Below are 21,926 nucleotides of genomic sequence, written 5' to 3'. Positions count from 1 at the left end.
CCTCCTTCCAACAGATCGATCTCCGTGGACGGCACGGATTTGTCTTATGGCTGATACCGTACAGACCCGTGCTCGGCGGTCCCTCTATCTTGTGGTCATGAACAATTGGCTGGATCATGGATTCGACGATGGACGAAAGAGAGTACGAGCAGCTCAAGCGCCGGCATCATGACCTGATGAAACGTTCGCGGGAGGTCGTCGAAGAAGCCTGCCGTATCCGCCTAGACTCCAAACGCAGGCCCACGCCGGCCAACGCCTGGAGTTCCACCACCGCCAAATCGCGCAAGACCAGAGGCGGGAAGGAGTGAGCGGGAGCACCCGACCGAGGTCGGACGCGCCGCCATCGACATCGAAGCACGAAGACATCCCATCACCCGAAGTGAACGCCCCCTTCAGAACAAGTCGTTGGTCGTGATGAACGCCGGGGCGTAGCATCGCCTCCGTTGTCGAAGCGACGGAGGCGGAGATGCCCTCTTACACGGACTCCCTTGAACGGCTCGGGCTGCGGTCGCCGGTGATCCAGGCACCGATGGCGGGGGGAAGCGATACGGCGGCCCTGGTGGCGGCGGTCAACGAGGCCGGCGGGCTGGGCTTCGTCGGCGCCGCCTATCTGACCGCGGAGCAGATCGCCGAACGGGCTCGCGACATCCGTGGGCGCACCGCCCTGCCCTTCGGCATCAACCTGTTCGCGCCGACGCCGGCACCCGGACCCGCGCCGATGATGGCCGAGGCGCTGGCCCGCGTGGCGGGCTTCCACGCCGAACTCGGATTGCCGGCACCGAAGGAGCCTTCTTATGCCGGCGACGGCTTCGACCGACAGGTCGCAGCGCTGCTGGACAGCGGGGCCGCCTTCTACAGCGTCACCTTCGGGCTGCCGCCGGCCGACAGCGTCGCCGCGGCCAAGGCGCGCGGCCTGCGGGTGCTGGGCACGGCGACCACGGTGGCCGAGGCGGTGGCGCTGGAACAGGCCGGCGTCGATGCGGTGATCGCCCAGGGCAGCGAGGCCGGCGGTCATCGCGGCAGCTTCATCGGCGATCCGGCCGCCAACCTCGTGGGCACCATGGCGCTGGTGCCGCAGGTGGCCGATGCGGTGGGCGTGCCGGTGATCGCGTCGGGCGGCATCATGGACGGGCGCGGCATCGCCGCGGCGTTGGCGCTGGGTGCTGCCGCGGTGCAGATGGGCACCGCCTTCCTGACCTGCGAGGAGGCCGGCCCGCCGGAAGCCCACAAGCAGGCCATTCTGTCGGCGCGCGAGGACCAGACCCGCGTGACCCGCGCCTTCTCCGGCCGGCCCGCCCGCGGCATCGCCAACCGCTTCATGGAGGTGGTGGAGGATCGCCAAGCGCCCGAGGCCGTGCTGCCTTTCCCCCTGCAGAACACGCTGACCCGGCCGCTGCGCACCGCCGCCGCCAAGGACGGCCGGGCGGAATTCCTGTCGCTGTGGGCCGGCCAGGGGCTGCGGCTGGCGCGGCGGCGCCCGGCCGGAGACCTTGTTGCTGAGTTGCTTCGCGGCACCGAGGCGGTGCGGCGGGCGCTGGCCGGTTGAACCCGGGCGGAATCGGCGGTCAGTTGGGATGGCCGGTCAGGCGGCCTCGACCGCCACGCGGTTGCGACCGCCCCGCTTGGCGGCGTAAAGCGCCTGGTCGGCGCGGCGGACCAGCGTCATCGCCTGTTCGCCGGGGCGGAATTGGGCGACGCCGACCGACAGGGCGACGGTGCCGTAATTGGCGTTGCGCGCCTTGTTGACGATCTGGCGGGCGCCGACGAAGGTGCGAACCTGCTCCGCCAGCTTGGCGGCGTTTTCCAGGCTGGTGCGCGGCAGGATGATCGCGAACTCCTCCCCGCCATAGCGGGCGGCGGTGTCGCGGCCCTTGATGCATTCGGTCAGCATGCGGGCGACCAGCTTCAGCACATGGTCGCCGACCAGATGGCCGTGGGTGTCGTTGAAGGCCTTGAAATGGTCGATGTCGACCATCATCAGCGACAAGGGCTGCTCGTCGCGCGCCGACGCCTCCATCGCCTTCTGCAGCATCAGGTCGAAGGCCTTGCGGTTGCCGATGCCGGTCAGGCCGTCGGTCAGCGCCTCGCGCCGCGCGCTGTCCAGGCTGACCCGCATCTCCGCCAGCTGCTGGCTCGATTCCTGAAGCTGCAGCTGCAGCGCGGTCTGGCGGCCGACGATCTCCCTGGTCTCCGCGGCGATGGCGGCGATCATGGCACGCAGTTCGGGCAGGCTGAGCGGCTGGTCCAGCTCCTCCCGGAAGCCGGACAGCGCATTGCCGTAGCGCTCCGTCTCCGACCCGACATTGCCGAGTTGTTCCAGGATGCGGCCCAGCGCGTAACGCGCCTTGTCGGAGGTCTCGCGGATCGCCTGCGCTTCGGCATCCATGGTGAAGAAGCGCTTATAAAGTTCTTCGCAGAGGGTTTGCGATGCGGTCAGCCCGTCGCGCCGCGCCAGATCGATGGCGCGGGTCAGGTCGGGGTTGTTGCCGCTGAAATAGACGTACCAGAGCGTGAAGTTCTCCGGAGAAGGCGGCAGCCGTTCGGACAGCATCCGCTCCATCGCCTGCGCAGCCAGACCGCTGGAACGCTCGAAATCCTCCGCAGCTGCCACGACCGCCGTCCGTCCAAAATAGTTAGGTTTCGAACGGTACGCGGCGCAAGCCCTTACGGCAAGAAGGTTTTTGGCAGTGCAGCGAGATGTTGCAATCGGATTAGTTGCATTGGCCGACCGAACTTTCCGCACAGATGTGAGTCCCGTCGGTCCATCGCGCCCCGGAAAGGTCGGCATGGCGGAGATCGGTGCCGGACAGCTTCGCTCCGGTCAGGTCGGCCCGCGCCAGCGACGCCCCCACCATCTTGGCGTTGCGCAGGTCGGCCTCGCGGAAACTGGCGCCGGTCAGGTCGGCGCGGGTAAAATCCGCCTCGATCAACCTTGCCCCGTCGAAGACCGCACCGGGGGCGGTGGCACTGATGAATTTGGAGCGGTAGCCGTCGGCATCGGTCAGCTTGGCCTGTCCGAGCGTGGCGCGCTGAAAGGTCGCGTCGCGCAGCATCGCCCCGCTGAGATCGACGCCGGTCAGCATCTGCCCCTCCAGCGAGCAGCGCCGCCAGTTGACTTTCGGCTGCGCCGCCTCGGTGCAGTCGGCCAGCGCCTGCCCGGTGGCAAGGACGGTCAGGATCGCGGCGGCGGCGAAAAGGCTGGAGCGTAGCGTCGGAACAAGGGCTTGTCTCATGCCACGATAGATGGGGGCATCGCCCGCGAACTCAACCTCCCGCCCCCGCGGCCTTCCGTCACCGGACGGGCTTGTCCAGCCGGGCAACCGCCCGTCCGGCCTGCGGCGGCCAGGGTCCGGCGGCATGGGCCGACACCTGCCCGGCCAGCGCCGCCGCGACGGCCGGCGGGAAGGGGCAGGTCTTGCGGGTGCCGAGGTCGACATGCAGCAGCATGACCTCCGCCGTCGCCGCCAGCCAGCCTTCCTCCGCATGCCGCATGGCGTGGAAGAGGTGCAACCGCTTGGCATCCGTCCCGAGCAGCAGGGAGTCAAAGCGCAGCGGCGTTCCCTCCGTCACCTCGCGGACATAGGTCAGGTGGGCATCGACGACGAAGAGCGAGCGGTTCTCCGCCGCCACATAGGCCTTGCCAATCCCGAAGCGGTCCAGCACGGCATCGGTCGCATGGTCGAAGGCCAGCAGGTAGTAGGCGACGTTCATGTGCCCGTTGTAGTCGATCCACTCCGGGCGGACGGTCTCGCGGTGGAGGTCGAGGGGGACGGTGAGGGTCATGGGATCCCGAGAAAATGGATGATGTCATTGCGGAGCGTCTCGATCTCCACCAGCCAGCCGGCGACCTCCGAAACCGGCAGGTCGGGCAGAGGGTCGTCGAAGATACCGGCTCCCGGATAACGCGGCGCAATGATGAATGCGGTGAGATGAGCCAACGCGGCGATGCGCAGCGCCATCGGATGCCCGGTTGGAAACCGGGCAACCAGACTATCGATGTCGTGGGACTTGGGCGGCATCGTGCCGGCCGCCACAAGCAGGGTCTTGGCGAGTTTCTCGACCGCCTGCTGGCAATGATAGGCCGCCATATTTGGCTCCGGTTCGGGACCATAGAGGTTGTTGCGGATCGCCTTCACGTCGCGCTCCACAACAACCAGCCATCCCTGGACCTCCCTACGCTCCATAAACCCTGAGCCCCCGGCGCTTGACCTCGTAACTCAAGGTGCCCACGACGTCCTTGGACGCTTCGTAATTGGTGCGCGTACAAGGAATGATGTCGGCGGGAATGCCGGTGCCGATCTTGGACGCATAGGCATAATGGATCGACCGCCGCTCCTTCGGCGCGTCGTCCGGCACGATCACCAGCAGATCGTAGTCGCTGTCCTCATCGAAGTCGCCGCGCGCCCGGCTGCCGAACAGATAGACGGCTTCCGGCTCCAGGGCCGGAACGATCCGGTCCAGCAGGATTTGCAGCTTCTCGTCATGCGCCGTGTCGATCGTACCCATGGGTATCCTCCGCCGACCATTCTAACACGCAAGGCATGACTGTCCGCAGGTCACCGCGACGGACCAAGGAATGAACGGACCGCTTCGCGCACCGCCTCGATCTCCGTCAGCCAGCCGCCGACTTCCTCGGCCGTCGGGTCGTCGGGGGGATCGTCGAAAAGCTGTGCGGTGGGATAGCGATAGGCGACGGCGAACTCCGTGAAGCGCTGAAGCGGCAGCAACGCCTCGCGCAGCCCATGGTCGGCCGGCAGGCGTTCGATCAGGCTCCGCAGGTCGTGGCTGCGCGGCGGGTTGATGCCTGCGGCGACCAGAACTGCCTTGATCAGCTTTTCCGCCGCCTGCTGACAATGGAAGGCGGCTCCGGCCGGTTCCGGATCAGGTCCGGCGATGGCCTTGCGGACCATGGCGAGGTCACGGTCGGCGACAGCCATCCAGGAACGGACGACGTCAATGTCCATAGACGCGCACACCGTTGTGGTTGGCCTCGTAGCAGAGCGTCCCCACCGAATCCTTGTAGCGCTCGAAACTGGTGCGGGAGCAGGGAAGCACATCCGCCGGAATGCCGGTTCCGCTGTTCGCCTCATAGGCATAACGGATCGACCGTCTTTCCTTCGGCGCATCGTCCGGCACGATCACCAGCAGGTCGTAGTCGCTGTCCTCGTCGAAGTCGCCGCGCGCCCGGCTGCCGAACAGATAGACGGCTTCCGGTTCCAGGGCCGGGACGATCCGGTCCAGCAGGAGTTGCAGCTTCTCGTCGTGTTCCGTGTCGATAGCGCCCATGGACATCCTCCGCCGCCCATCCTAACACGGAACGGGCGGCGGAGGATCCGGTCACACCGAGAAGTACTTGGCCCGCGGGTGGTGCAGGACGATGGCCGACGTGCTCTGCTCCGGATGGAGCTGGTCCTCGTCCGACATCTCGATGCCGATACGGCCGGCGTCCAGCAGCTTCAGCAGCTGTTCCTGGTCCTTCAGGTTCGGGCAGGCCGGATAGCCGAAGCTGTAGCGGCTGCCGCGGTAGGACTGCTGCAACAGCTTCTCCTTGTCGCGGCTGTCTTCCGAGCCGTAGCCCAGTTCCGCCCGGATGCGGGCATGGACATATTCCGCCATCGCCTCGGTCATCTCCACCGACAGGCCATGCAGGTAGAGATAGTCCTGGTAGCGGTTCTCGGCGAACCAGGCCCGCGCCACCTCGGCGCAATGCTGGCCCATGGTGACGACCTGGAGGCCGAGCACGTCCCGCTCCGGATCGGTCACGTCGCGCAGGAAATCGGCGATGCACTCGCCATCTTGCCTGCCCTGGCGCGGCAGCGAGAAACGGGCGGCCTCGGTGGTGCCGTCCTCCTCGAACAGGATGACGTCGTTGCCGTCGGCCGCCGCCTTCCAATAGCCGTAGACGGCGGTCGGGCGCAGGATTTCCTCCTTCGCCGCGATCTGGAGGATGCGGTCGAGCACCGGCCGCAGCTCCTTCTTCGCCCACTCCTTGAACTCCTCGAAGGACTTGCCGTCCTTCCGGTAGCCCCATTGCAGCTGGTAGAGCATGCGCTCGTTCAGATAGGTGACCAGCGTCTTCAGCGGCACATGGTCGATCAGCTTCGGCCCCCAGAAGGGCGGGGTCGGCACCGGAACGCCCTCGGCCAGCCTGTGGCGGCGGGCACGGACGGCGTCCTTGTCGACCGGGCCGGTGGCGGCGCTGGTCGCCTGCCCCAGCACGCGTCGGCGGTTGGTCGCCTTGCCGGCGCGCTTGGCCTGCTGGATGGCGAGCTGCTGGTCGAAGCTGCCTTCCACCACCTTGTCCATCAGGGTCAGCCCGTCGAAGGCGTCGCCGGCATAGGCGACACGGCCGGAGCCGTAGGACGCCACGCAGTCGCCCTCGACATAGGCGCGGGTCAGCGCGGCGCCGCCGAGCAGAACCGGGACCTCCAGCCCCTCGCGGGTCATCTCCTCCAGGTTCTCGCGCATCACCACGGTGGACTTCACCAGCAGGCCGGACATGCCGATGGCGGTCGCCTTGTGCTCCTTGGCGGCCTGGATGATGGCGGTGACCGGCTGCTTGATGCCGAGATTGACCACCTTGTAGCCGTTGTTGGTCAGGATGATGTCGACGAGGTTCTTGCCGATGTCGTGGACGTCGCCCTTGACGGTGGCGAGTACCAGCGTGCCCTTCTGCTGGCCCTCCACCTTCTCCATGTGCGGCTCCAGCCACGCAACGGCGGCCTTCATCGTCTCCGCCGACTGGAGAACGAAGGGAAGCTGCATCTTGCCGGCGCCGAACAGTTCGCCGACCACCTTCATGCCGTCGAGCAGATAGGTGTTGATGATCTCCAGCGGCGGATGGGTCTTCATCGCCTCGGCGAGATCGTCCTCCAGGCCGGTGCGGTCGCCGTCGACGATGCGCTCCTTCAGCCGTTCCTCGACGGTTTCGGCCCGCGCCTTCTTCTTGGCGTCCGCCGCCTTGCGGCCTTCGAACAGGGCGATGAAAGCGTGCAGCGGGTCATAGCCGCCATCTCCATTATCGGGCGCGCGGCGGTCGAAGATCAGGTCCTCGGCGGTCTTGACCTCGTTCTCCGGGATCTGGTGCAGCGGCAGGATCTTGGAGACGTGGACGATGGCCCCGGTCATGCCCTTCTTGACCGCATGGTCGAGGAAGACCGAGTTCAGCACATGGCGCGCCGCGGCGTTCAGGCCGAAGGAGACGTTGGACAGGCCCAGGATGATCTGGCAACCGGGCATCTCGCGGGCGATCGCCTCGATGCCCTCCAGCGTCCAGATGGCGAGCTTGCGGTCGTCCTCGTTGCCGGTGGCGATGGTGAAGGTCAGCGGGTCGAACAGCAGGTCGGACGGGGCGAGGCCGTACTCGTTCACCGCCAGATCGTAGAGCCGCTTGGCGATGGCCAGCTTACGGTCGGGCGTCTTTGCCATGCCCTCTTCGTCGATGGTCAGCGCGATGACGGCGGCGCCGAACTTCTTGGCCAGCGCCAGACGCTTGCGCGCCGGCTCCTCGCCATCCTCGAAGTTGATCGAGTTCAGGATCGCCTTGCCGCCATACAGCGCCAGCGCCTGCTCAAGCACGCCGTATTCGGTGGAATCGACCACCAGCGGCGCGGTGACGGAGCCGACGAAGCGCGACATCACCGCGTTCATCTCCGCCACCTCGTCACGGCCGACGAAGGCGGTGCAGACGTCGAGCGAGTGGCTGCCCTCCTTGACCTGCTCGCGCGCCATCTCGACGCAGCCGTCCCAGTCGTTCTTCTCCTGCAGCTCGCGCCACTTCTTGGAGCCGTTGGCGTTGCAGCGCTCGCCGATGGCGAAGAAGGCGTTCTCCTGGCGCAGCGTGACCTGGGAGTAGAGCGAGGCCACCGCCGGCACCCAATGGACGGTGCGGCCCTTCGGCGCCGGGCGATGCGAGCCGGCCGGGGCCAGCTTGCGCAGCATCTGGTTGGCCGCCGCGATGTGCGGGACGTTGGTGCCGCAGCAGCCGCCGACCAGGTTGACTCCGTCCTCGCCGACGAAGCGCTCCAGCCAGTGGGCGAAGTCGTTGGCCAGCAAGGGGTAGTGCGTCTTGCCGTCGACCAGTTCCGGCAGGCCGGCATTGGGCTGGACCGAGATCAGGCCCGGCCAGTTCTGCGACAGCCAGCGCACATGCTCGCTCATCTCCAGCGGGCCGGTGGCGCAGTTCAGGCCCATCAGCGGCACGTCGAGCGCCTGGATGACGGTGGCGGCGGCGGCGATGTCGGTGCCGACCAGCAGCGTGCCGGTGGTCTCCACCGTCACCTGGACGAAAACGGGGGTGTCGCTGTTGGCCTCAAGGCGGGCGCGCTTGATGCCGTTGACGGCGGCCTTGATCTGCAACGGGTCCTGGCAGGTCTCCACCAGGATGGCGTCGGCCCCGCCGGCGATCAGGCCGGCGGCCTGGACATAGAAGCTGTCCTCGGCCGGCTGATAGGCGATGTGGCCCAGGCTGGGCAGCTTGGTGCCCGGCCCGATCGAGCCGATGACGAAGCGCGGCTGGCCGTCCTTGAAGCTTTCCGCCGCCTCGCGCGCCAGTTCGACTGCGCGCTGGTTGATCTCGAAGGCCTTCTCGGAGATGCCGAACTCGCCCAGCGTCACCGGCGAGGCGCCGAAGGTGTCGGTCTCCACCATGTCGGCGCCGGCTTCGAAATAGCCGCGGTGGATGTCGCGGACGATGTCCGGGCGCGACAGCGGCAGGATGTCGGTGCAGTTCTCGTGCCCCCAGTAATCCTTCTCGACGTCGAGGTCGAGCGCCTGGATGCGGCTGCCGAACCCGCCGTCGCAAAGCAGAACACGGTCACGCAGGGTGTCGAGGATGTGGGCCATGGGAATGCGTCTTGTCCGTTATTTGGCGGGTTCGGGGCAGAAAAGGCAGGGTCAGGTCAGGCCGTGGCGGTTGGTAGGCCACCAGTCCTCGTCGAGAAGCTTGTCCAGCAAATAGGGACAAGCCGCCGGAAGGTCGTTCAGTCGCATGCCATCACGCTCCAGACCGAGAGCGGCGATCTTACGACCGGACTTGTAGATGTCGGCGGTGTCGATCCGTCCGCGTAGGCTGGGACTGGCCGACAAGTCGCGGGCAACGCGGTCGCGGTGTTCGAGGACAGAAACCTTCCAGGCGGCGCGCGGTTCGTCAGCGGGAGAGTGTTCCAGTTTCAGCAGATGCTCGATCACACGGACCAGCGCGCTTTCGACCGCGCGCAATTCGGACCGCCCCATGCTCTCGATCTCCTCCGCGACATTCTCCCAGTCGATGGGCGTGTTGATGCGCTCGCGCGACGCCTCGCGAAGCAGGCGGGCCTGCTCCTCGGTCCAGGCGAGGAAGTCAGTATCGTATCCGATCCGGCTGTCCATCGGCTCAGCCCTCCAGCCCGTGGCGGTTCACCGGCCACCAAGCGGCGTCCAGCAACTGGTCCAGCATATAGGGGCACACCTCCGGCAGCAGATCGGCGGCCAGCCTGTCCTGCTCCAGCCCTTCTGTCGCATAGTCGCGGCCCCGCCGGTAAGCCTTGGCAAGATCGATCTTGCCACGCAGGCTGGGGCTGTCCTCCAGACCGTCAGTCGCCTGGTCGCGCTGCTCGCGGACGGTGCGGCGCCAGTTGCCGCGCGGATCGGCGGCCGGGGAGTATTCCAGTTTCAGCAGATGTTCGATCACACGGACCAGCGCGCTTTCGACCGCGCGCAATTCGGACCGGCCCATGCTTTCGATCTCCTCCGCGACATTCTCCCAGTCGATGGGCGTGTTGATGCGCTCGCGCGCCGCCTCACGAAGCAGACGGGCCTGCTCCTCGGTCCAGGCGAGGAAGTCGGTGTCGTAGCCGATCCGGCTGTCCATGGCGTCAGTCCTCCAGCCCATGGCGGTTCCGCGGCCACCAGTCGGGATCGCGCAGATCCTCCAGGGCGTAGGGGCAATCCTTCGGCAGTGCGTCGATGGCAATGCTGTCGTCCTGGCAGGCGTCGTCGCGGCCGTCCAGCCACGCCTTTCCCAGGATCTCGGCAGGCCAGCGTTGCAGGCTCGGATGGTCTTCCAGCTTGTCCTGCAGATGGCGGCGGGCCTTGGTCACGGAGATCCGCCATTTCCGGCGCGGATGGGGATCGGGCGACTGTTCGAGTTTCAGAAGATGCTCGATCACTGTGGCCAGATGGCTGCGGATCGCGTCCTTGACCTGCCCGCCCATGATGTCGAGTTCCTCGGCGATGTGCTTCCAATCGATGGGCGAGTTGGAGCGTTCGGTCGCCGCCTCGCGCAGCAATCGTGCCTGTTCCTGGGTCCAGGCGTAGAAGTCCGCGTCGTATCCGATCCGGCTGTCCATGGCATCGCCCTCCCGCGCCCCATTCAGCTGCCCAGTTCCGCCGTCCCAGCATAGCACAACAGGGCAGCGGACGCGCCCTACCCCGCCACCGGCGCGGCGACCGGAGCCGCCTTTGCCTTGACGCCCAGCATGCGGCAGATGGCGATGGTCAGGTCCGAGCGGTTCAGCGTGTAGAAATGGAAGTCGTTCACCCCCTGCGCCTGCAAGGCCTGGCACTGCTCGGCCGCCACCGTCGCGGCGACGAGCTGGCGGGTCTCCGGGTCGTCGTCCAGCCCCTCGAAGGTCTCGGCCAGCCTCGTCGGCATCGACGCCCCGCATTTGCCGGCGAACTCCACCGCACGGGCGAAGTTGGTGATCGGCAGGATGCCGGGAACGATCGGCACATGGATGCCGGCCGTGGCGCAACGGTCGAGGAAGCGGTAATAGGCGTCGTTGTCGAAGAAGAACTGGGTGATGGCGCGGGTGGCGCCGGCATCGACCTTGCGCTTCAGGTTGTCCAGGTCGAACTGCGCGCTCGGCGCTTCCGGATGGGCTTCCGGATAGGCCGCGACCGAGATCTCGAAATCGGCGATGCGCTTCATCCCCGCCACCAGATCGGCGGCATAGGCGTAGCCGCCGGGGAACGGCTCGTACCGCCCGCCGACGCCGCCCGCGGTCTCCGGCGGGTCGCCGCGCAGCGCCACCAGATGACGGATGCCGGCATCCCAATAGGTGCGGGCGATGCCGTCGATCTCCTCCCGGGTGGCGCCGACGCAGGTGAAATGGGCAGCGGCCGGGATGCCGGTCTCCGCCTGGATGCGGCAGACGGTGGCATGGGTGCGTTCGCGGGTCGAGCCGCCGGCGCCGTAGGTCACCGAGACGAAGCCGGGCGACAGCGGGGCCAGCCGCCGGATCGACTGCCACAGGCTCTGCTCCATCTTCTCCGACTTGGGCGGGAAGAACTCGAAGCTGATGGACGGCAGCGCAGTGGTGGGCGCGGTCATGACGGGACTCCGCTGAGCGAGTGGGCGGGCTTCGGGGATTCGGTTTGCGGGAAACCCGCTTGCAGGCCGGTAGCAAGGCGGGTGGCCGGCCAGATGGAAACGGTAAGGGGATCGCCCGGCAGATGCACCACCGGGCCGCAGTCCAGCCCCGACTGCCGGAACCAGCCGGCAACCTCGGCGTCGGCGAAGCCCAGGCGGCGGTGCGCGTGTTCCTCGCGCAGGGCTTCCAGGTGATGGGGGGCGAAATCGACGACCAGCAGCAGGCCGCCCGGGCGCAGGACCCGCGCCGCCTCGGCCAGGACCCCGGCCGGCGATTCGGTGTAGTGCAGCACCTGGTGGATCACCGCGGCGTCGAAGGAGCCGGAGGGGAACGGCAGCTGGTACATGTCGGCCTGGCGGACATGGCAATGGCGCAGGCCCGCTTCCTCCAGCCGATTGCGGGCGACGGCCAGCATCTCGCGCGACTGGTCTACCCCGATCGCGCGGTGGACGCGCCCGGCCAGCACCTCCAGCATCCGTCCGGTGCCGGTGCCGATATCCAGCAGCTCCTCGACCCCCTCTTTCGGGACCAGGCGCAGCAGAGCGGCCTCGACCTCGCCTTCCGCAACGTGAAGGGAGCGGATTTCGTGCCAGCGCCCCGCATTCTCACGGAAATAAGCGGCAGCGGTCTCGGACCGGGAGCGTTTGATCGCCTCCAACCGTTCCAAATCCAGTGTCAGGGTCGGATCTTCGTCGGGAATGGCATCGACCAGGACGCGCGCCAGCTCGGCCGACTGGCCCTTCTCGGCGAGACGGTAGAAGGCGAAGGTCCCCTCGCGAAAGCGGTCGAGCAGCCCGGCGTCGCACAGAAGCTTCAGGTGGCGGGAGACGCGCGGCTGGCTCTGCCCCAGGATCTGGGTCAGTTCCGTCACCGTCAACTCGCCGTGCGCGCACAGCGCGAGCAACCTCAACCGCGTGGTCTCGGCCGCCGCCTTCAACGTCGCCAGCAGATCGTCCATCGCCTCACGTCCGATTCGGGCCAGGGAAGCGGCCTGCCGGCCGGTGCATCATGCCCGGCCGGGCCGAATACAGATATAAAGATATCTTTATGCGTCGTAAACCGCTTTTCGCGGCTGGTGCGGAAGATGCGCGCGACCGAGCCGCGCCCGGTCATCCGGAAGGCATCGGTTCACGATGGAAACCGGCGGCACGCAGGCTCTTCGCCGCATCTGCGGCAAAGCCGACACATTCCCCAAGCCCTTCTGGACCTCATCCCCGCACATGCTGGTCAAAAGGCAAAGCCTGTGTTAGGTCAGGAAACGGTGGAAATTCTGCGATATCTCGCCCAATCTTCCTCCCGACCGCGTGGTCACCTTGCCAGGGTTGAGGACTCCCGCCACCGGGATCTTCGGTTGTGGACAGGACATGCGGCGACCCGCACCGAGTCGAGCCCACAGATAAAGAGCCGTCGCACATGAAGCTGGCCAGCCTTTCCCGCTCCCTCCTCCGTACGGCCACCGTCATGGCTTTCGCCCTGACGGCCACGGCCTGCGCGACCAATCCGGGCGACTCAGGTGCTGCGGATGCGGCCTATCAGGTCAGCGATCCGCTGGAAATCCCCAACCGCTTCGTCTTCGCCGCCAACGAGGCGGCGGACGTCCTGGTGATCCGTCCGGCGGCCGAAATCTATGTGGGCGTCGTGCCCGACCCGGTGCGCGACGCGGTCCACAACTTCATCGACAACCTGATGGCGCCGCTCTACATCGCCAACAACCTGCTGCAGGGCAATGTGGAAGGGGCGTCGAACGCCACCGGCCGCTTCCTGACCAACACCATCCTGGGCGTTGGCGGCATCGCCGACGTCGCCACCCAGGCGGGCATCCCGCAGGCGCCGGAAGACTTCGGCCAGACGCTGGCGGTGTGGGGCATCGGCGACGGCCCGTACCTGGTCCTGCCGCTGCTGGGTCCGTCGAACCTGCGCGACACCGCCGGCTATGCCGTCGACACCGTCGGCGACCCGGTTCGCATCTGGGCCTACGCCAACGACCACAAGGGCGCCTACATGACGCGCGGCATCGTCAGCGCGGTCGACCGCCGGTCGGAGGTGCTGAAGGAGGTCGACGACCTGCGCCGCAACTCGCTGGACTTCTACGCCACCGTGCGCAGCCTGTACCAGCAGCAGCGCCGGGCGGCGATCGCCAACAACAAGGCGGGTACGACACCGGACTTCCCCGACTTCACCACCCCGCCGAAGCCCTGACGCTTCCCCGGCGCCCCGCCGAACCCACGCATCGCGGTCGCCGCACGCCTCCTCTCCGGACGGGTGCGGCGACCGCTCTGCAAACGTCGGGTGGCGCCAAGGGGATGGATCGAGCCGAAAGCCTCCTCCAAATGCGCCCGGGCGCTGAGCAAAGGCCAGATGACCGTTGACAAAGCTCCCGCAAAAGCCACTTTTCGCCCTATCATGCTGACACGCCGCCAGTTTGTCGCGTCCGCTGCCCTGCTCGCGGTGAGCGGTTGGGCCGGGCACTCTCTCATCTCCCCCGCCGCCGCGCAGAGCGCGGACCAGGGGGCAAGCGCGTTCATCCAGAAACTGGGGAACGACGCCATCGCAACCTTCTCGGACAAGAGCCTGTCGCGCGACCAGGCGATCCAGCGCTTCCGCACGCTGCTGTACGCCGGCTTCGACGTGCCGTACATCGGGCGCTGGGTCCTGGGCCGCTACTGGAACAGCGCCAACGAGGCGCAGCGGGCCGAGTACCAGAAGCTGTTCGAACAGCTGATCGTCAACACCTATGCCGAGCGTTTCGTCGAATATTCCGGCGAGACCTTCAAGATCACCGGCATGGCCCCGGCCGGCGAATCGGATAGCATGGTGACGACGCAGATCGTCCGCCCGAATGGTCCGCCGGTGAACGTCAGCTGGCGCGTCCGCAAGAACGGCGCCGATTACAAGATCATCGACGTGGTGGTCGAGAATGTCAGCATGGGCGTGACCCAGCGGCAGGAATTCGCGTCGGTGATCGAGCAGAATAGCGGCCGCATCGACGGGCTGATCCAGGCCCTGCGCCAGAAGGTCGGCAGCCGCGCAGGCTGACCGTCCGCGGCAGTCCAAACCTTCCACGAAGCCCGGCCCCGTCAGGGAGCCGGGCTTCGCCGTTTCAGGCCTTGGGTTCCCGTCTGCCTGCGGGTCTCAGGCTTGCCGCATTCAGGCCTCGGAGGGAGCCTTCGCGACGCCCTCCGCCCTCGACTCGCCCTCGCCGGCCTCCGCCGCGGTGGCGCCGCGGGTTTCCGGCAGGAGCAGGGCGGCAAGCAGCAGGGCCACCCCGGCGGCCCCGGCCAGCATCAGAAAGGCGGCGTCATATCCCTCCCGCACCACCATCTGTCCGGCGGCGGCGGTGCTGAGCGACGCACCGAGCCCCTGGAGGGTGGCGATGGCGCCCTGGCTGACGTTGAAGCGTCCGGTGCCCTCGGTCAGATCGGCGACCACCAGCGGGAACAGGGCACCGAACAGCCCCGCTCCCACCCCGTCCAGCAGCTGGACGCCGACCAGCCAAGCCGAATTGTCGGACAGGGTGTAGAGAAAGCCGCGCAGCGGCAACACCAGGAAGGCCGCCAGCAGCAGCGGCTTGCGCCCCCAGCGGTCCGCCCTGGCGCCCACCAGCATCGCCATCGGCACCATGACCAGCTGGGCTGCGACGATGCAGAAGGACATCAGGCTGGTGCCCAATGCCGGATCCTTCATCGCCAGCTTCTGGCCGACCAGCGGCAGCATGGCGGCATTCGCGAAGTGGAACAGGGCGGCACAGCCACCGAACACCAGCAACGGGCGGCAGCTCAGGATGACGCGCAGGCCGGACGGCGCCTCGCGGTCGGCAGTACGGCTGGTGGCGTGCAGGCCGCGGGCGACGGCATGGTCGATGGCGTTGGCGGGAATGCCGGCGGTCGCGGCGATGCTGCACAGAGCCATCGCGGTCATCAACCAGAACGCCGCCACCGGCCCGAAGGCGTAGGCCGCCAACCCGGCGAGCGTGGCCGCCACGGCATTGCCGGCATGGTTGAAGGATTCGTTGCGCCCGATCCGGCGGACGAAGGCGCGCGGACCCAGCATGCCGAGCGTGATCGCCGCGATGGCCGGGGGAAAGACCGCCCCGGCGGCGCCGACCGCCGATTGCAGGATTGCGACGATGGTGAAGTCGTTCAGCCAGGGCAGCGACAGCGACCCGGCGGTGACCAGAAGCGCCGCGACGACGACGACCGTGCGCTTGTAGCGCGTGCCGTCCACCAGCGCGCCGGCCGGGATCTGGGCCGCGAGTCCGGCCAGCCCCGCCAGCGTCATGACCAGCCCGATATCCGCCTCGTTCCAATGCTGAACGGAAAGCAGGTATATCGCCAGATAAGGCCCCAGACCGTCGCGGACATCGGCCAGAAAGAAATTGAGCAGATCGAGGGAACGGTTCGGCCCCGCCGCGTCGGTGGTCATGAGAGAAATCCTGCTCAAGGAAGGCCGCGGCAACAGAACGGCCATCGGGCCGATTTGGTCCAGAACTTTCAGAATCCGTGACGCCACCAGCCGAAGGAGCTATCGTTGCGCCGACAGCGCTGTCTTTCGTTGCACGGTGGATCCGGGAACCCGACGCCATGGCCGAACGCGATCCGAAAGAGATCGACGAACTCCGGACGATCATCCAGGCGCATCAGGCGTGGCTGAAACGGCCCTCCAGCGGCCGGCGGGCCGATCTCAGCTTCCGCGACCTGTCTCGGCTGAATCTGGAACGCGTGTCTCTGGCCGGTGCCAAGCTGGCCGGAGCCAATCTCGGCAACACCCGCATGGTCAAGGCCGACCTGTCGCAGGCCGACCTGTTCGGCGCCGACATGGAGGCGGTCAACCTGACTGGTGCCGTGCTCACCGGCGCCGACCTGCGCGGCGCCAACCTGCACCGGGCGCTGCTGACCGATGCCAACCTGCGTGGCGCCGACTTCCGCGCCGGCGAATTGATGGACGGCGGTCAGGAGTCGCCAGGCCAGAAGGCAACCCGCGGCACCGGCACCACCCGGCTGACGGAAGCGAAGATGGAGCGGTCCATCCTGGCCGGCGCCAACTTCGCCGGCTGCGACCTGACCGGCGCCGACCTGAACGATGCCGACCTGACCGGGGCGGAACTGACCTCGGCCGTGCTGATGGGCACCGATTTCTGCGGCGCCAACCTGGACGGGGCGGTGTTCGGCAACACGGTGATGGACCACGCCACCCTGACCCGCACCTTCATCCCCTTCGCCCTGCCCCCCGACGCCATCGTCCGGCCCAACTACACGGCGATGCCGGTCGCCGAGTTCCTGGACTTGGTGGAGCGCCACGAGCGCTGGGTCGACAGCGGCGGGGCGGAAGGGGCACGGCTCGACCTCGACCTCGTATCGGTGGCGGGGGCGGACCTGCATGGCCGGACGCTGGCGGCGGCCCGGCTGCGCCGCTGCCGCCTGCCGGGCGCCCGCCTGACCAAGGCCAGCCTGGAGATGGCGGAGCTGTCCTACATCGACCTCGACGAGGCCGATCTGCGCGACGCCGTGCTGCGCGGGGCGACACTGCGACGCGCCTATCTGGCGCATGCGCTGATGAACGGATTGGACGCCGGCCCGGTGGCGCTGGCCGGCGGTCGCGACTGGCCGGCCAATTTCGAGGGAGCCGACTTCTCCGACGCCGATCTGCGCGGGGCCGTCATGGGGCAGGCTTTGGTGCGCGGGGCGGTGTTCACCGACACGCTGACCGATCGGTCGGGCATCGACCTTTCCGTCGCGTCCAGCCCCGTCCCCGCGCCCCCGCCGGAGGAGCGGCGGCGGCAGAAGCGCTTCGTCCGGCCCGGCATGATCGTCCACACCGACCATGGCAGCTTTCCCGCCCGCAATTGGTCGGTGGGCGGATTATGCCTGCTGGCGGTCGACCAGCCCTATCAGCGGGGACAGACCTTCCGGGCCCGCGTCGTCCTGACCGACCGGCAGGACGTCGCCGCCATCGCCAACCTCGTCGTCCTGCATCGCGACGAGGAGCGCGGCCAGCTGTCCGTCCGCTTCCACCAGTATGGCGACGACCTCAAGGCCCTGCTGAAGACGGCCTTCCTGGAACACCAGAAGATGGCGGGCTGAGCAGCCCGCCATCGGACAATCCGGCAAACCGTTCGATTCCATAGCATCGTTGAATCCTCGAAACGATTGGACGGAACGATCCAAAGGACCCTCTGTTTGAAGGAAGCACGCCGGATGGGGGCACAACCCGCCGGTCGATCCCCGAATGGAGGCTCCCATGGCAGACGAACAGAAGCCCAGGAAGGTTGGTGTGTATGACGGCTCCGACGGCGGAGCCGGCAGTTCGGGCATGAACTGGATGTGGATCATCATCGGCCTGATCGTGGTCGCGATCGTCCTTTACCTCCTGTTCCGCTGATCCGCGGCGCCCGCTGCCATGACGGCCGACAACGGACCACCCCTTGAAGACGGTGATGCGGTCATCCCCCTGCACGACGAGTCGGTGACCGTCGGCAAGCAACGGGTGGAACGAAGCCGCGTCCGTGTCACCACCCGTGTTTCCGAACGCGAGGAGATGGTCCGCGAAGCGCTGGAGCATGAAGAGGCCACGGTTACCCGCGTCCCCATCGACCGCGAGATCGACGCCCATCCCGGCATCCGCCAGGAAGGCGACGTCACGGTGATCCCGCTGGTCGAGGAGGTGCTGGTTGTGGAGCGCCGTCTGGTGCTCCGCGAAGAGCTGCACATCCGCAAGAACCGGCGGACCGTCGAGGTCGAGCAGCCCGTCACCCTTCGTTCCGAAGACGCCGTGGTGGAGCGGGTCAGCATCCCGCCTGCCGCCGTCCGATCCCCAAAACAGATGACGTCCGAGGAGTAAAGCCGATGACCAAGACCATCGTTGCCCTCTACGACCACCGATCCGAAGCCGAAACCGCGTCCCGCGACCTGCAGGCTGCCGGCTTCGAGTCCAGCGCCATCGAAATCCTGTCGCACGGCGACCTGTCGGGCCGTGGCTGGAGCGGCAGCGGCATCACCGACACCACCACCGTGGCCCCCGGGACACTCACCGGCGACAGCTCCATCGGGGCAGCGAGCGGCATGGCCCGGACAGACCTGTCCACCGGCTATGTCGCCTCGCCCAACACGGTGCCGGGCAGCGGCGCCGGACTGGAGACCGGCACGGGGCTGGGCGGCACCACGGCGACCGGCACCAATTCCGGTGGCATGCTGACGCGGCTCGCCGGCTGGGGCATCCCGAACCAGGACGCGCAGGTCTATGCCGAAGGTGTCCGCCGCGGCGGGTCGCTGCTGAAGCTCCGGCTGGACGAGGAGGACGTCGACCGCGCCATGGAGGTCCTGGAGCGCGGCAATGTGGTGGATGTCGAGGAACGCGGCAGCGCCTATCGCAGCTCCGGCTGGGCCGGTTACGACGAGACCGCCGACTATTACGACGACCAGTCCGCGGATGAGGAGCGGCTGCGCTACTCGCCCGGCCGCACTCCCATCGATACGGGCGTCAGCGCCACGAGCACCGGCACCGCCAGCGCGGGGCTGACCGGTGCTGCGGCGGCCATGCGCGACGTCAACGCCGACAGCACCCGCACCACCCGCACCGGCACCGCCGAACGGGAAGAGCAAATCCCGCTCGTCGAGGAGCAGGTCACCGTCGGCAAGCGCAGCGTCGAGCGCGGCGGCGTCCGCGTCCGCAGCTATGTCGTCGAGACGCCGGTCGAGGAGCAGGTCCGCCTGCGCGACGAGACCGTCACCGTCGAACGCCGCCCGGGCGGCTTGGCCTCAAACGGTCTGGAGGGCAGCGCCGAGGTGCCGGCCGATGCCTTCCGCGAGCGTACCATCGAAGTGACGGAGACCGACGAGGAAGCGGTGATCAGCAAGACCGCCCATGTCCGCGAGACGGTGGTGGTCCGCAAGGATGTCGAGGAGCGTGCCCAGAGCGTCCGCGACACCGTCCGCCGCACCGAGGTGGAGATCGAGGACACGCGGGACGAAAACCTGCGCGACCGCCGCACCGACCGGTCGGACGACGTCACCCGCTAACCGGGCCGACCGTTCGCCAGCATGGAAAAGGCCGCCTCTTCCAACCGGAAGGGGCGGCCTTTTCCGTTCAGCCTACAGGATCAGCAGCAGCCGGGATCAGCTGCGGACCAGCGGCTTGTACTTGATGCGGTGCGGCTGGTCGGCGTCGGCGCCCAGGCGGCGCTTCTTGTCGGCCTCGTAATCCTGGAAGTTGCCTTCGAACCATTCGACGTGGCTTTCGCCCTCGAAGGCCAGGATGTGGGTGGCGATGCGGTCGAGGAACCAGCGATCGTGGCTGATGACCACGGCGCAGCCGGCGAAGCTCTGCAGCGCGTCTTCCAGCGCCCGCAGGGTATCGACGTCCAGGTCGTTGGTCGGTTCGTCGAGCAGCAGGACGTTGGCGCCGGACTTCAGCATCTTGGCGAGGTGGACGCGGTTGCGCTCACCGCCCGACAGCTGACCGACCTTCTTCTGCTGGTCGGGGCCGCGGAAGTTGAAGCTGGAGACGTAGGCGCGGCTGGGCATGGTCTTCTTGCCCAGCTCCACCAGGTCCAGCCCGTCGGAGATCTCCTCCCACACCGTCTTCTTGGCGTCGAGGCTGTCGCGGCTCTGGTCGACATAGCCGAGCTTCACCGTGTCGCCGACGCGGAAGGTGCCGGCGTCCGGCCCGTCCTGCCCGGTGATCATGCGGAACAGCGTGGTCTTGCCGGCGCCGTTCGGGCCGATGACGCCGACGATGCCGCCCGGCGGCAAGCGGAAGGACAGGCCGTCGATCAGCAGGCGGTCGCCGAAGCCCTTGGCGATGCTCTCCGCCTCGATGACGACGTTGCCGAGACGCGGCGGCACCGGGATGACGATCCGGGTCTCGCCGGACTGTTCCTTGCCGCTTTCGGCCAGCAAGGTCTCGTAGGCGGTGATACGGGCCTTGCTCTTGGCCTGACGGGCGCGCGGGCTTTGCCGGATCCACTCCAGTTCGGTGGCCAGCTGCTTCTGGCGCGATTCCTCCTGGCGGCCTTCCTGCTCCAGACGCTTCTGCTTCTGCTCCAGCCAGGACGAGTAGTTGCCTTCCCACGGAATCCCCGACCCGCGGTCGAGTTCGAGGATCCAGCCGGTGACGCTGTCGAGGAAGTAGCGGTCGTGGGTGACCAGCACGACGGTGCCCTTGTAGTCCTCCAGGTGCTTCTGCAGCCAAGCGACCGATTCGGCGTCGAGATGGTTGGTCGGTTCGTCGAGCAGCAGCAGGTCGGGCTTCTCGAGCAGCAGCTTGCACAGCGCGATGCGGCGCTTCTCGCCGCCCGACAGCTTGCTCACGTCGGCATCGCCCGGCGGGCAGCGCAGCGCGTCCATGGCGATCTCGACCGTGCGGTCGATGTCCCAGGCGTCGGCGGCGTCGATCTTCTCCTGCAGCTCGCCCTGTTCGGTCAGCAGCGCGTCGAAATCGGCGTCCGGATCCGCCATCAGGTTCGACACTTCGTTGAAGCGGTCGAGCAGCGCCTTGGTTTCCTTCAGCGCCTCCATGACGTTCTCATGGACGTTCTTGGTCGGGTCGAGCTGCGGCTCCTGCGGCAGGTAGCCGACCTTGGCGCCTTCCGCCGACCAGGCCTCGCCCGAATAATCCTTGTCCAGCCCGGCCATGATCTTCATCAGGGTCGACTTGCCGGAACCGTTGACGCCGAGCACGCCGATCTTCACACCCGGCAGGAACGAGAGCCAGACGTTGTCGAGAACCTTCTTGCCGCCAGGATAGACCTTGGTCAGGCCCTTCATGACATAGACATACTGGTAGGACGCCATGCGCCGCTCCGACCTTTTGAAAAGATGTGGGAATTGGCGCCGCCCCCTCCTTGCGGTTCTACGGCACCCTGTCGCTAGGGTCCGGTTTTAGCGCATAAGGGCCGTGCATGAAACCTTGTTGAGCCGACTCGCCGGGATCGGGCGGAATCGGCAGGAAATGGTGGAGGAAAAGGATTGGTCAGCCCCAAGGTCGAAATCTACGTCGATGCCGACGCCTGCCCGGTCAAGGCCGAGATCTACAAGGTCGCCGGCCGCACCGGCTGCAAGGTATGGGTGGTCGCCAACGCGCCGCTGCGCCTGCCGACGGAGTGCGCGGCGGAGCTGGTGGTGGTCAGCGACGGCTTCGATGCCGCCGACGACTGGATCGCCGAGCGGGCCTGCCCGACCGACATCGTCGTGACCGCCGACATCCAGCTGGCCGACCGCTGCGTGAAGCGGAACGCGGTGGTGATCGGCCCGACCGGACGCCCCTTCACGCCGGACAGCGTCGGCACGGCGTTGGCGACCCGCGCCCTGATGCAGGATCTGCGCGACATGGGCGTGGTCGGCGGCGGCAACGCCCCGATGAGCCAGCGCGACAAGTCGCAGTTCCTGCAGACGCTGGATCAGGCGGTGCAGGCGCTGAAGGCGGGGCGGCGACCGAAATTCCGGTAAGGAGCGGCGGCGGGGCCCCCTCCCCACTCCTCCCCCGCTTCGCGGGGGAGGGGATAGGAACTTTGCGGCGGCTTTGCAAAGGAACAGCGGCCGTTCCCTCTCCCGCGTCAGCGGGGGAGGGTTAGGGAGGGGG

General features: G+C 67.5%; 24 protein-coding genes. 9 read left to right on the top strand and 15 right to left on the bottom strand.

All coding sequences use genetic code 11. From position 1 onward, the window contains the following. Positions 1-128: 128 nt before the first annotated feature. Positions 129-308, top strand: coding sequence for a hypothetical protein (locus JHL17_RS28185; protein WP_200197968.1), 180 nt, complete (start codon positions 129-131; stop codon positions 306-308). A gap of 158 nt (positions 309-466) precedes the next feature. After that, entirely contained in the window at positions 467-1,546 is a 1,080-nt protein-coding gene (locus JHL17_RS28180; protein ID WP_200197967.1) for an NAD(P)H-dependent flavin oxidoreductase, read from the top strand. Positions 1,547-1,582: 36 nt separating this feature from the next. Here JHL17_RS28180 and JHL17_RS28175 read toward each other — a convergent pair whose 3' ends face one another. The 13 genes from JHL17_RS28175 to JHL17_RS28115 form a co-directional block, all read right to left on the bottom strand. After that, positions 1,583-2,611 carry a diguanylate cyclase gene (locus tag JHL17_RS28175; protein ID WP_200197966.1) on the bottom strand — a complete coding sequence of 343 codons (1,029 nt, stop codon included), beginning with the start codon at positions 2,609-2,611 and terminating at the stop codon, positions 1,583-1,585. A 100-nt stretch (positions 2,612-2,711) separates the two neighbouring features. Beyond that, positions 2,712-3,233, bottom strand: a complete 522-nt coding sequence (locus JHL17_RS28170; RefSeq protein ID WP_200197965.1) for a pentapeptide repeat-containing protein — start codon at positions 3,231-3,233, stop codon at positions 2,712-2,714. Between the two features lie 58 nt (positions 3,234-3,291). Continuing rightward, entirely contained in the window at positions 3,292-3,783 is a 492-nt protein-coding gene (locus JHL17_RS28165; protein WP_200197964.1) for a thioesterase family protein, read from the bottom strand. After that, on the bottom strand, positions 3,780-4,136 hold the full coding sequence (locus tag JHL17_RS28160) for a HEPN domain-containing protein (protein WP_345773893.1): 357 nt from the start codon (positions 4,134-4,136) through the stop codon (positions 3,780-3,782). Before JHL17_RS28160 ends, JHL17_RS28165 begins: the two co-directional genes overlap by 4 nt. Before the next feature lie 37 nt (positions 4,137-4,173). Beyond that, positions 4,174-4,506, bottom strand: a complete 333-nt coding sequence (locus JHL17_RS28155) for a nucleotidyltransferase domain-containing protein (RefSeq protein WP_200197962.1) — start codon at positions 4,504-4,506, stop codon at positions 4,174-4,176. 50 nt (positions 4,507-4,556) lie between these two features. Next, entirely contained in the window at positions 4,557-4,964 is a 408-nt protein-coding gene (locus JHL17_RS28150; protein ID WP_200197961.1) for a HEPN domain-containing protein, read from the bottom strand. Next, complete coding sequence (locus JHL17_RS28145) at positions 4,954-5,286, bottom strand: nucleotidyltransferase domain-containing protein (protein ID WP_200197960.1); 333 nt, start codon at positions 5,284-5,286, stop codon at positions 4,954-4,956. The genes JHL17_RS28150 and JHL17_RS28145 overlap by 11 nt, the downstream gene beginning before the upstream one ends. 51 nt (positions 5,287-5,337) lie before the next feature. Next, entirely contained in the window at positions 5,338-8,844 is a 3,507-nt protein-coding gene (gene metH, locus JHL17_RS28140) for a methionine synthase (RefSeq protein WP_200197959.1), read from the bottom strand. 51 nt (positions 8,845-8,895) lie between these two features. Next, the gene (locus tag JHL17_RS28135) at positions 8,896-9,369 is read right to left on the bottom strand and encodes a DUF29 domain-containing protein (protein WP_200197958.1); all 474 of its coding nucleotides are present in this window, start codon (positions 9,367-9,369) and stop codon (positions 8,896-8,898) included. Between the two features lie 4 nt (positions 9,370-9,373). Beyond that, the gene (locus JHL17_RS28130; protein WP_200197957.1) at positions 9,374-9,850 is read right to left on the bottom strand and encodes a DUF29 domain-containing protein; all 477 of its coding nucleotides are present in this window, start codon (positions 9,848-9,850) and stop codon (positions 9,374-9,376) included. Between the two features lie 4 nt (positions 9,851-9,854). Beyond that, positions 9,855-10,328 carry a DUF29 domain-containing protein gene (locus JHL17_RS28125; RefSeq protein WP_200197956.1) on the bottom strand — a complete coding sequence of 158 codons (474 nt, stop codon included), beginning with the start codon at positions 10,326-10,328 and terminating at the stop codon, positions 9,855-9,857. A 77-nt stretch (positions 10,329-10,405) separates the two neighbouring features. After that, positions 10,406-11,311 (bottom strand): methylenetetrahydrofolate reductase [NAD(P)H], encoded by a 906-nt coding sequence (gene metF, locus JHL17_RS28120; RefSeq protein WP_200197955.1) that lies wholly within the window; start codon positions 11,309-11,311, stop codon positions 10,406-10,408. After that, a complete protein-coding gene (locus JHL17_RS28115) occupies positions 11,308-12,309 on the bottom strand; it encodes an ArsR/SmtB family transcription factor (protein ID WP_200197954.1) in 1,002 nt (333 codons plus the stop codon). Before JHL17_RS28115 ends, metF begins: the two co-directional genes overlap by 4 nt. Before the next feature lie 455 nt (positions 12,310-12,764). Between JHL17_RS28115 and JHL17_RS28110 the strand changes: the two genes are divergently transcribed. Both JHL17_RS28110 and JHL17_RS28105 read left to right on the top strand, forming a co-directional pair. Further along, the gene (locus JHL17_RS28110; protein WP_200197953.1) at positions 12,765-13,550 is read left to right on the top strand and encodes an MlaA family lipoprotein; all 786 of its coding nucleotides are present in this window, start codon (positions 12,765-12,767) and stop codon (positions 13,548-13,550) included. Positions 13,551-13,754: 204 nt separating this feature from the next. After that, positions 13,755-14,387 carry an MlaC/ttg2D family ABC transporter substrate-binding protein gene (locus tag JHL17_RS28105; protein WP_200197952.1) on the top strand — a complete coding sequence of 211 codons (633 nt, stop codon included), beginning with the start codon at positions 13,755-13,757 and terminating at the stop codon, positions 14,385-14,387. A gap of 111 nt (positions 14,388-14,498) precedes the next feature. On the opposite strand, the gene JHL17_RS28100 is transcribed toward JHL17_RS28105, so the two are convergent. After that, positions 14,499-15,773 (bottom strand): MFS transporter, encoded by a 1,275-nt coding sequence (locus JHL17_RS28100; protein ID WP_200197951.1) that lies wholly within the window; start codon positions 15,771-15,773, stop codon positions 14,499-14,501. A 158-nt stretch (positions 15,774-15,931) separates the two neighbouring features. On the opposite strand from JHL17_RS28100, the gene JHL17_RS28095 reads away from it, so the two are divergent. The 4 genes from JHL17_RS28095 (at position 15,932) to JHL17_RS28080 (ending at position 19,366) form a co-directional block, all read left to right on the top strand. Then, positions 15,932-17,431, top strand: coding sequence for a pentapeptide repeat-containing protein (locus JHL17_RS28095; RefSeq protein ID WP_200197950.1), 1,500 nt, complete (start codon positions 15,932-15,934; stop codon positions 17,429-17,431). 157 nt (positions 17,432-17,588) lie between these two features. Further along, positions 17,589-17,729 (top strand): hypothetical protein, encoded by a 141-nt coding sequence (locus JHL17_RS28090; RefSeq protein ID WP_158282065.1) that lies wholly within the window; start codon positions 17,589-17,591, stop codon positions 17,727-17,729. An 18-nt stretch (positions 17,730-17,747) separates the two neighbouring features. Further along, entirely contained in the window at positions 17,748-18,188 is a 441-nt protein-coding gene (locus JHL17_RS28085) for a YsnF/AvaK domain-containing protein (RefSeq protein WP_200197949.1), read from the top strand. A gap of 5 nt (positions 18,189-18,193) precedes the next feature. Beyond that, positions 18,194-19,366, top strand: a complete 1,173-nt coding sequence (locus tag JHL17_RS28080) for a YsnF/AvaK domain-containing protein (RefSeq protein WP_200197948.1) — start codon at positions 18,194-18,196, stop codon at positions 19,364-19,366. Between the two features lie 96 nt (positions 19,367-19,462). Here the strand turns inward: JHL17_RS28080 and ettA are convergent, their stop codons facing one another. Further along, on the bottom strand, positions 19,463-21,139 hold the full coding sequence (gene ettA, locus JHL17_RS28075; RefSeq protein ID WP_200197947.1) for an energy-dependent translational throttle protein EttA: 1,677 nt from the start codon (positions 21,137-21,139) through the stop codon (positions 19,463-19,465). A gap of 174 nt (positions 21,140-21,313) precedes the next feature. Here ettA and JHL17_RS28070 point away from each other — a divergent pair, with 174 nt between their 5' ends. Next, on the top strand, positions 21,314-21,793 hold the full coding sequence (locus tag JHL17_RS28070) for a YaiI/YqxD family protein (protein WP_200197946.1): 480 nt from the start codon (positions 21,314-21,316) through the stop codon (positions 21,791-21,793). The last annotated feature ends 133 nt before the right edge of the window (positions 21,794-21,926 follow it).

Origin of the sequence: Azospirillum endophyticum, from assembly GCF_016595245.1 — a bacterium.
GTDB lineage: Bacteria > Pseudomonadota > Alphaproteobacteria > Azospirillales > Azospirillaceae > Azospirillum > Azospirillum endophyticum.
Note: the sequence above shows the minus strand (reverse complement) of the source record. Positions and strands in the feature narration are given on the sequence as shown.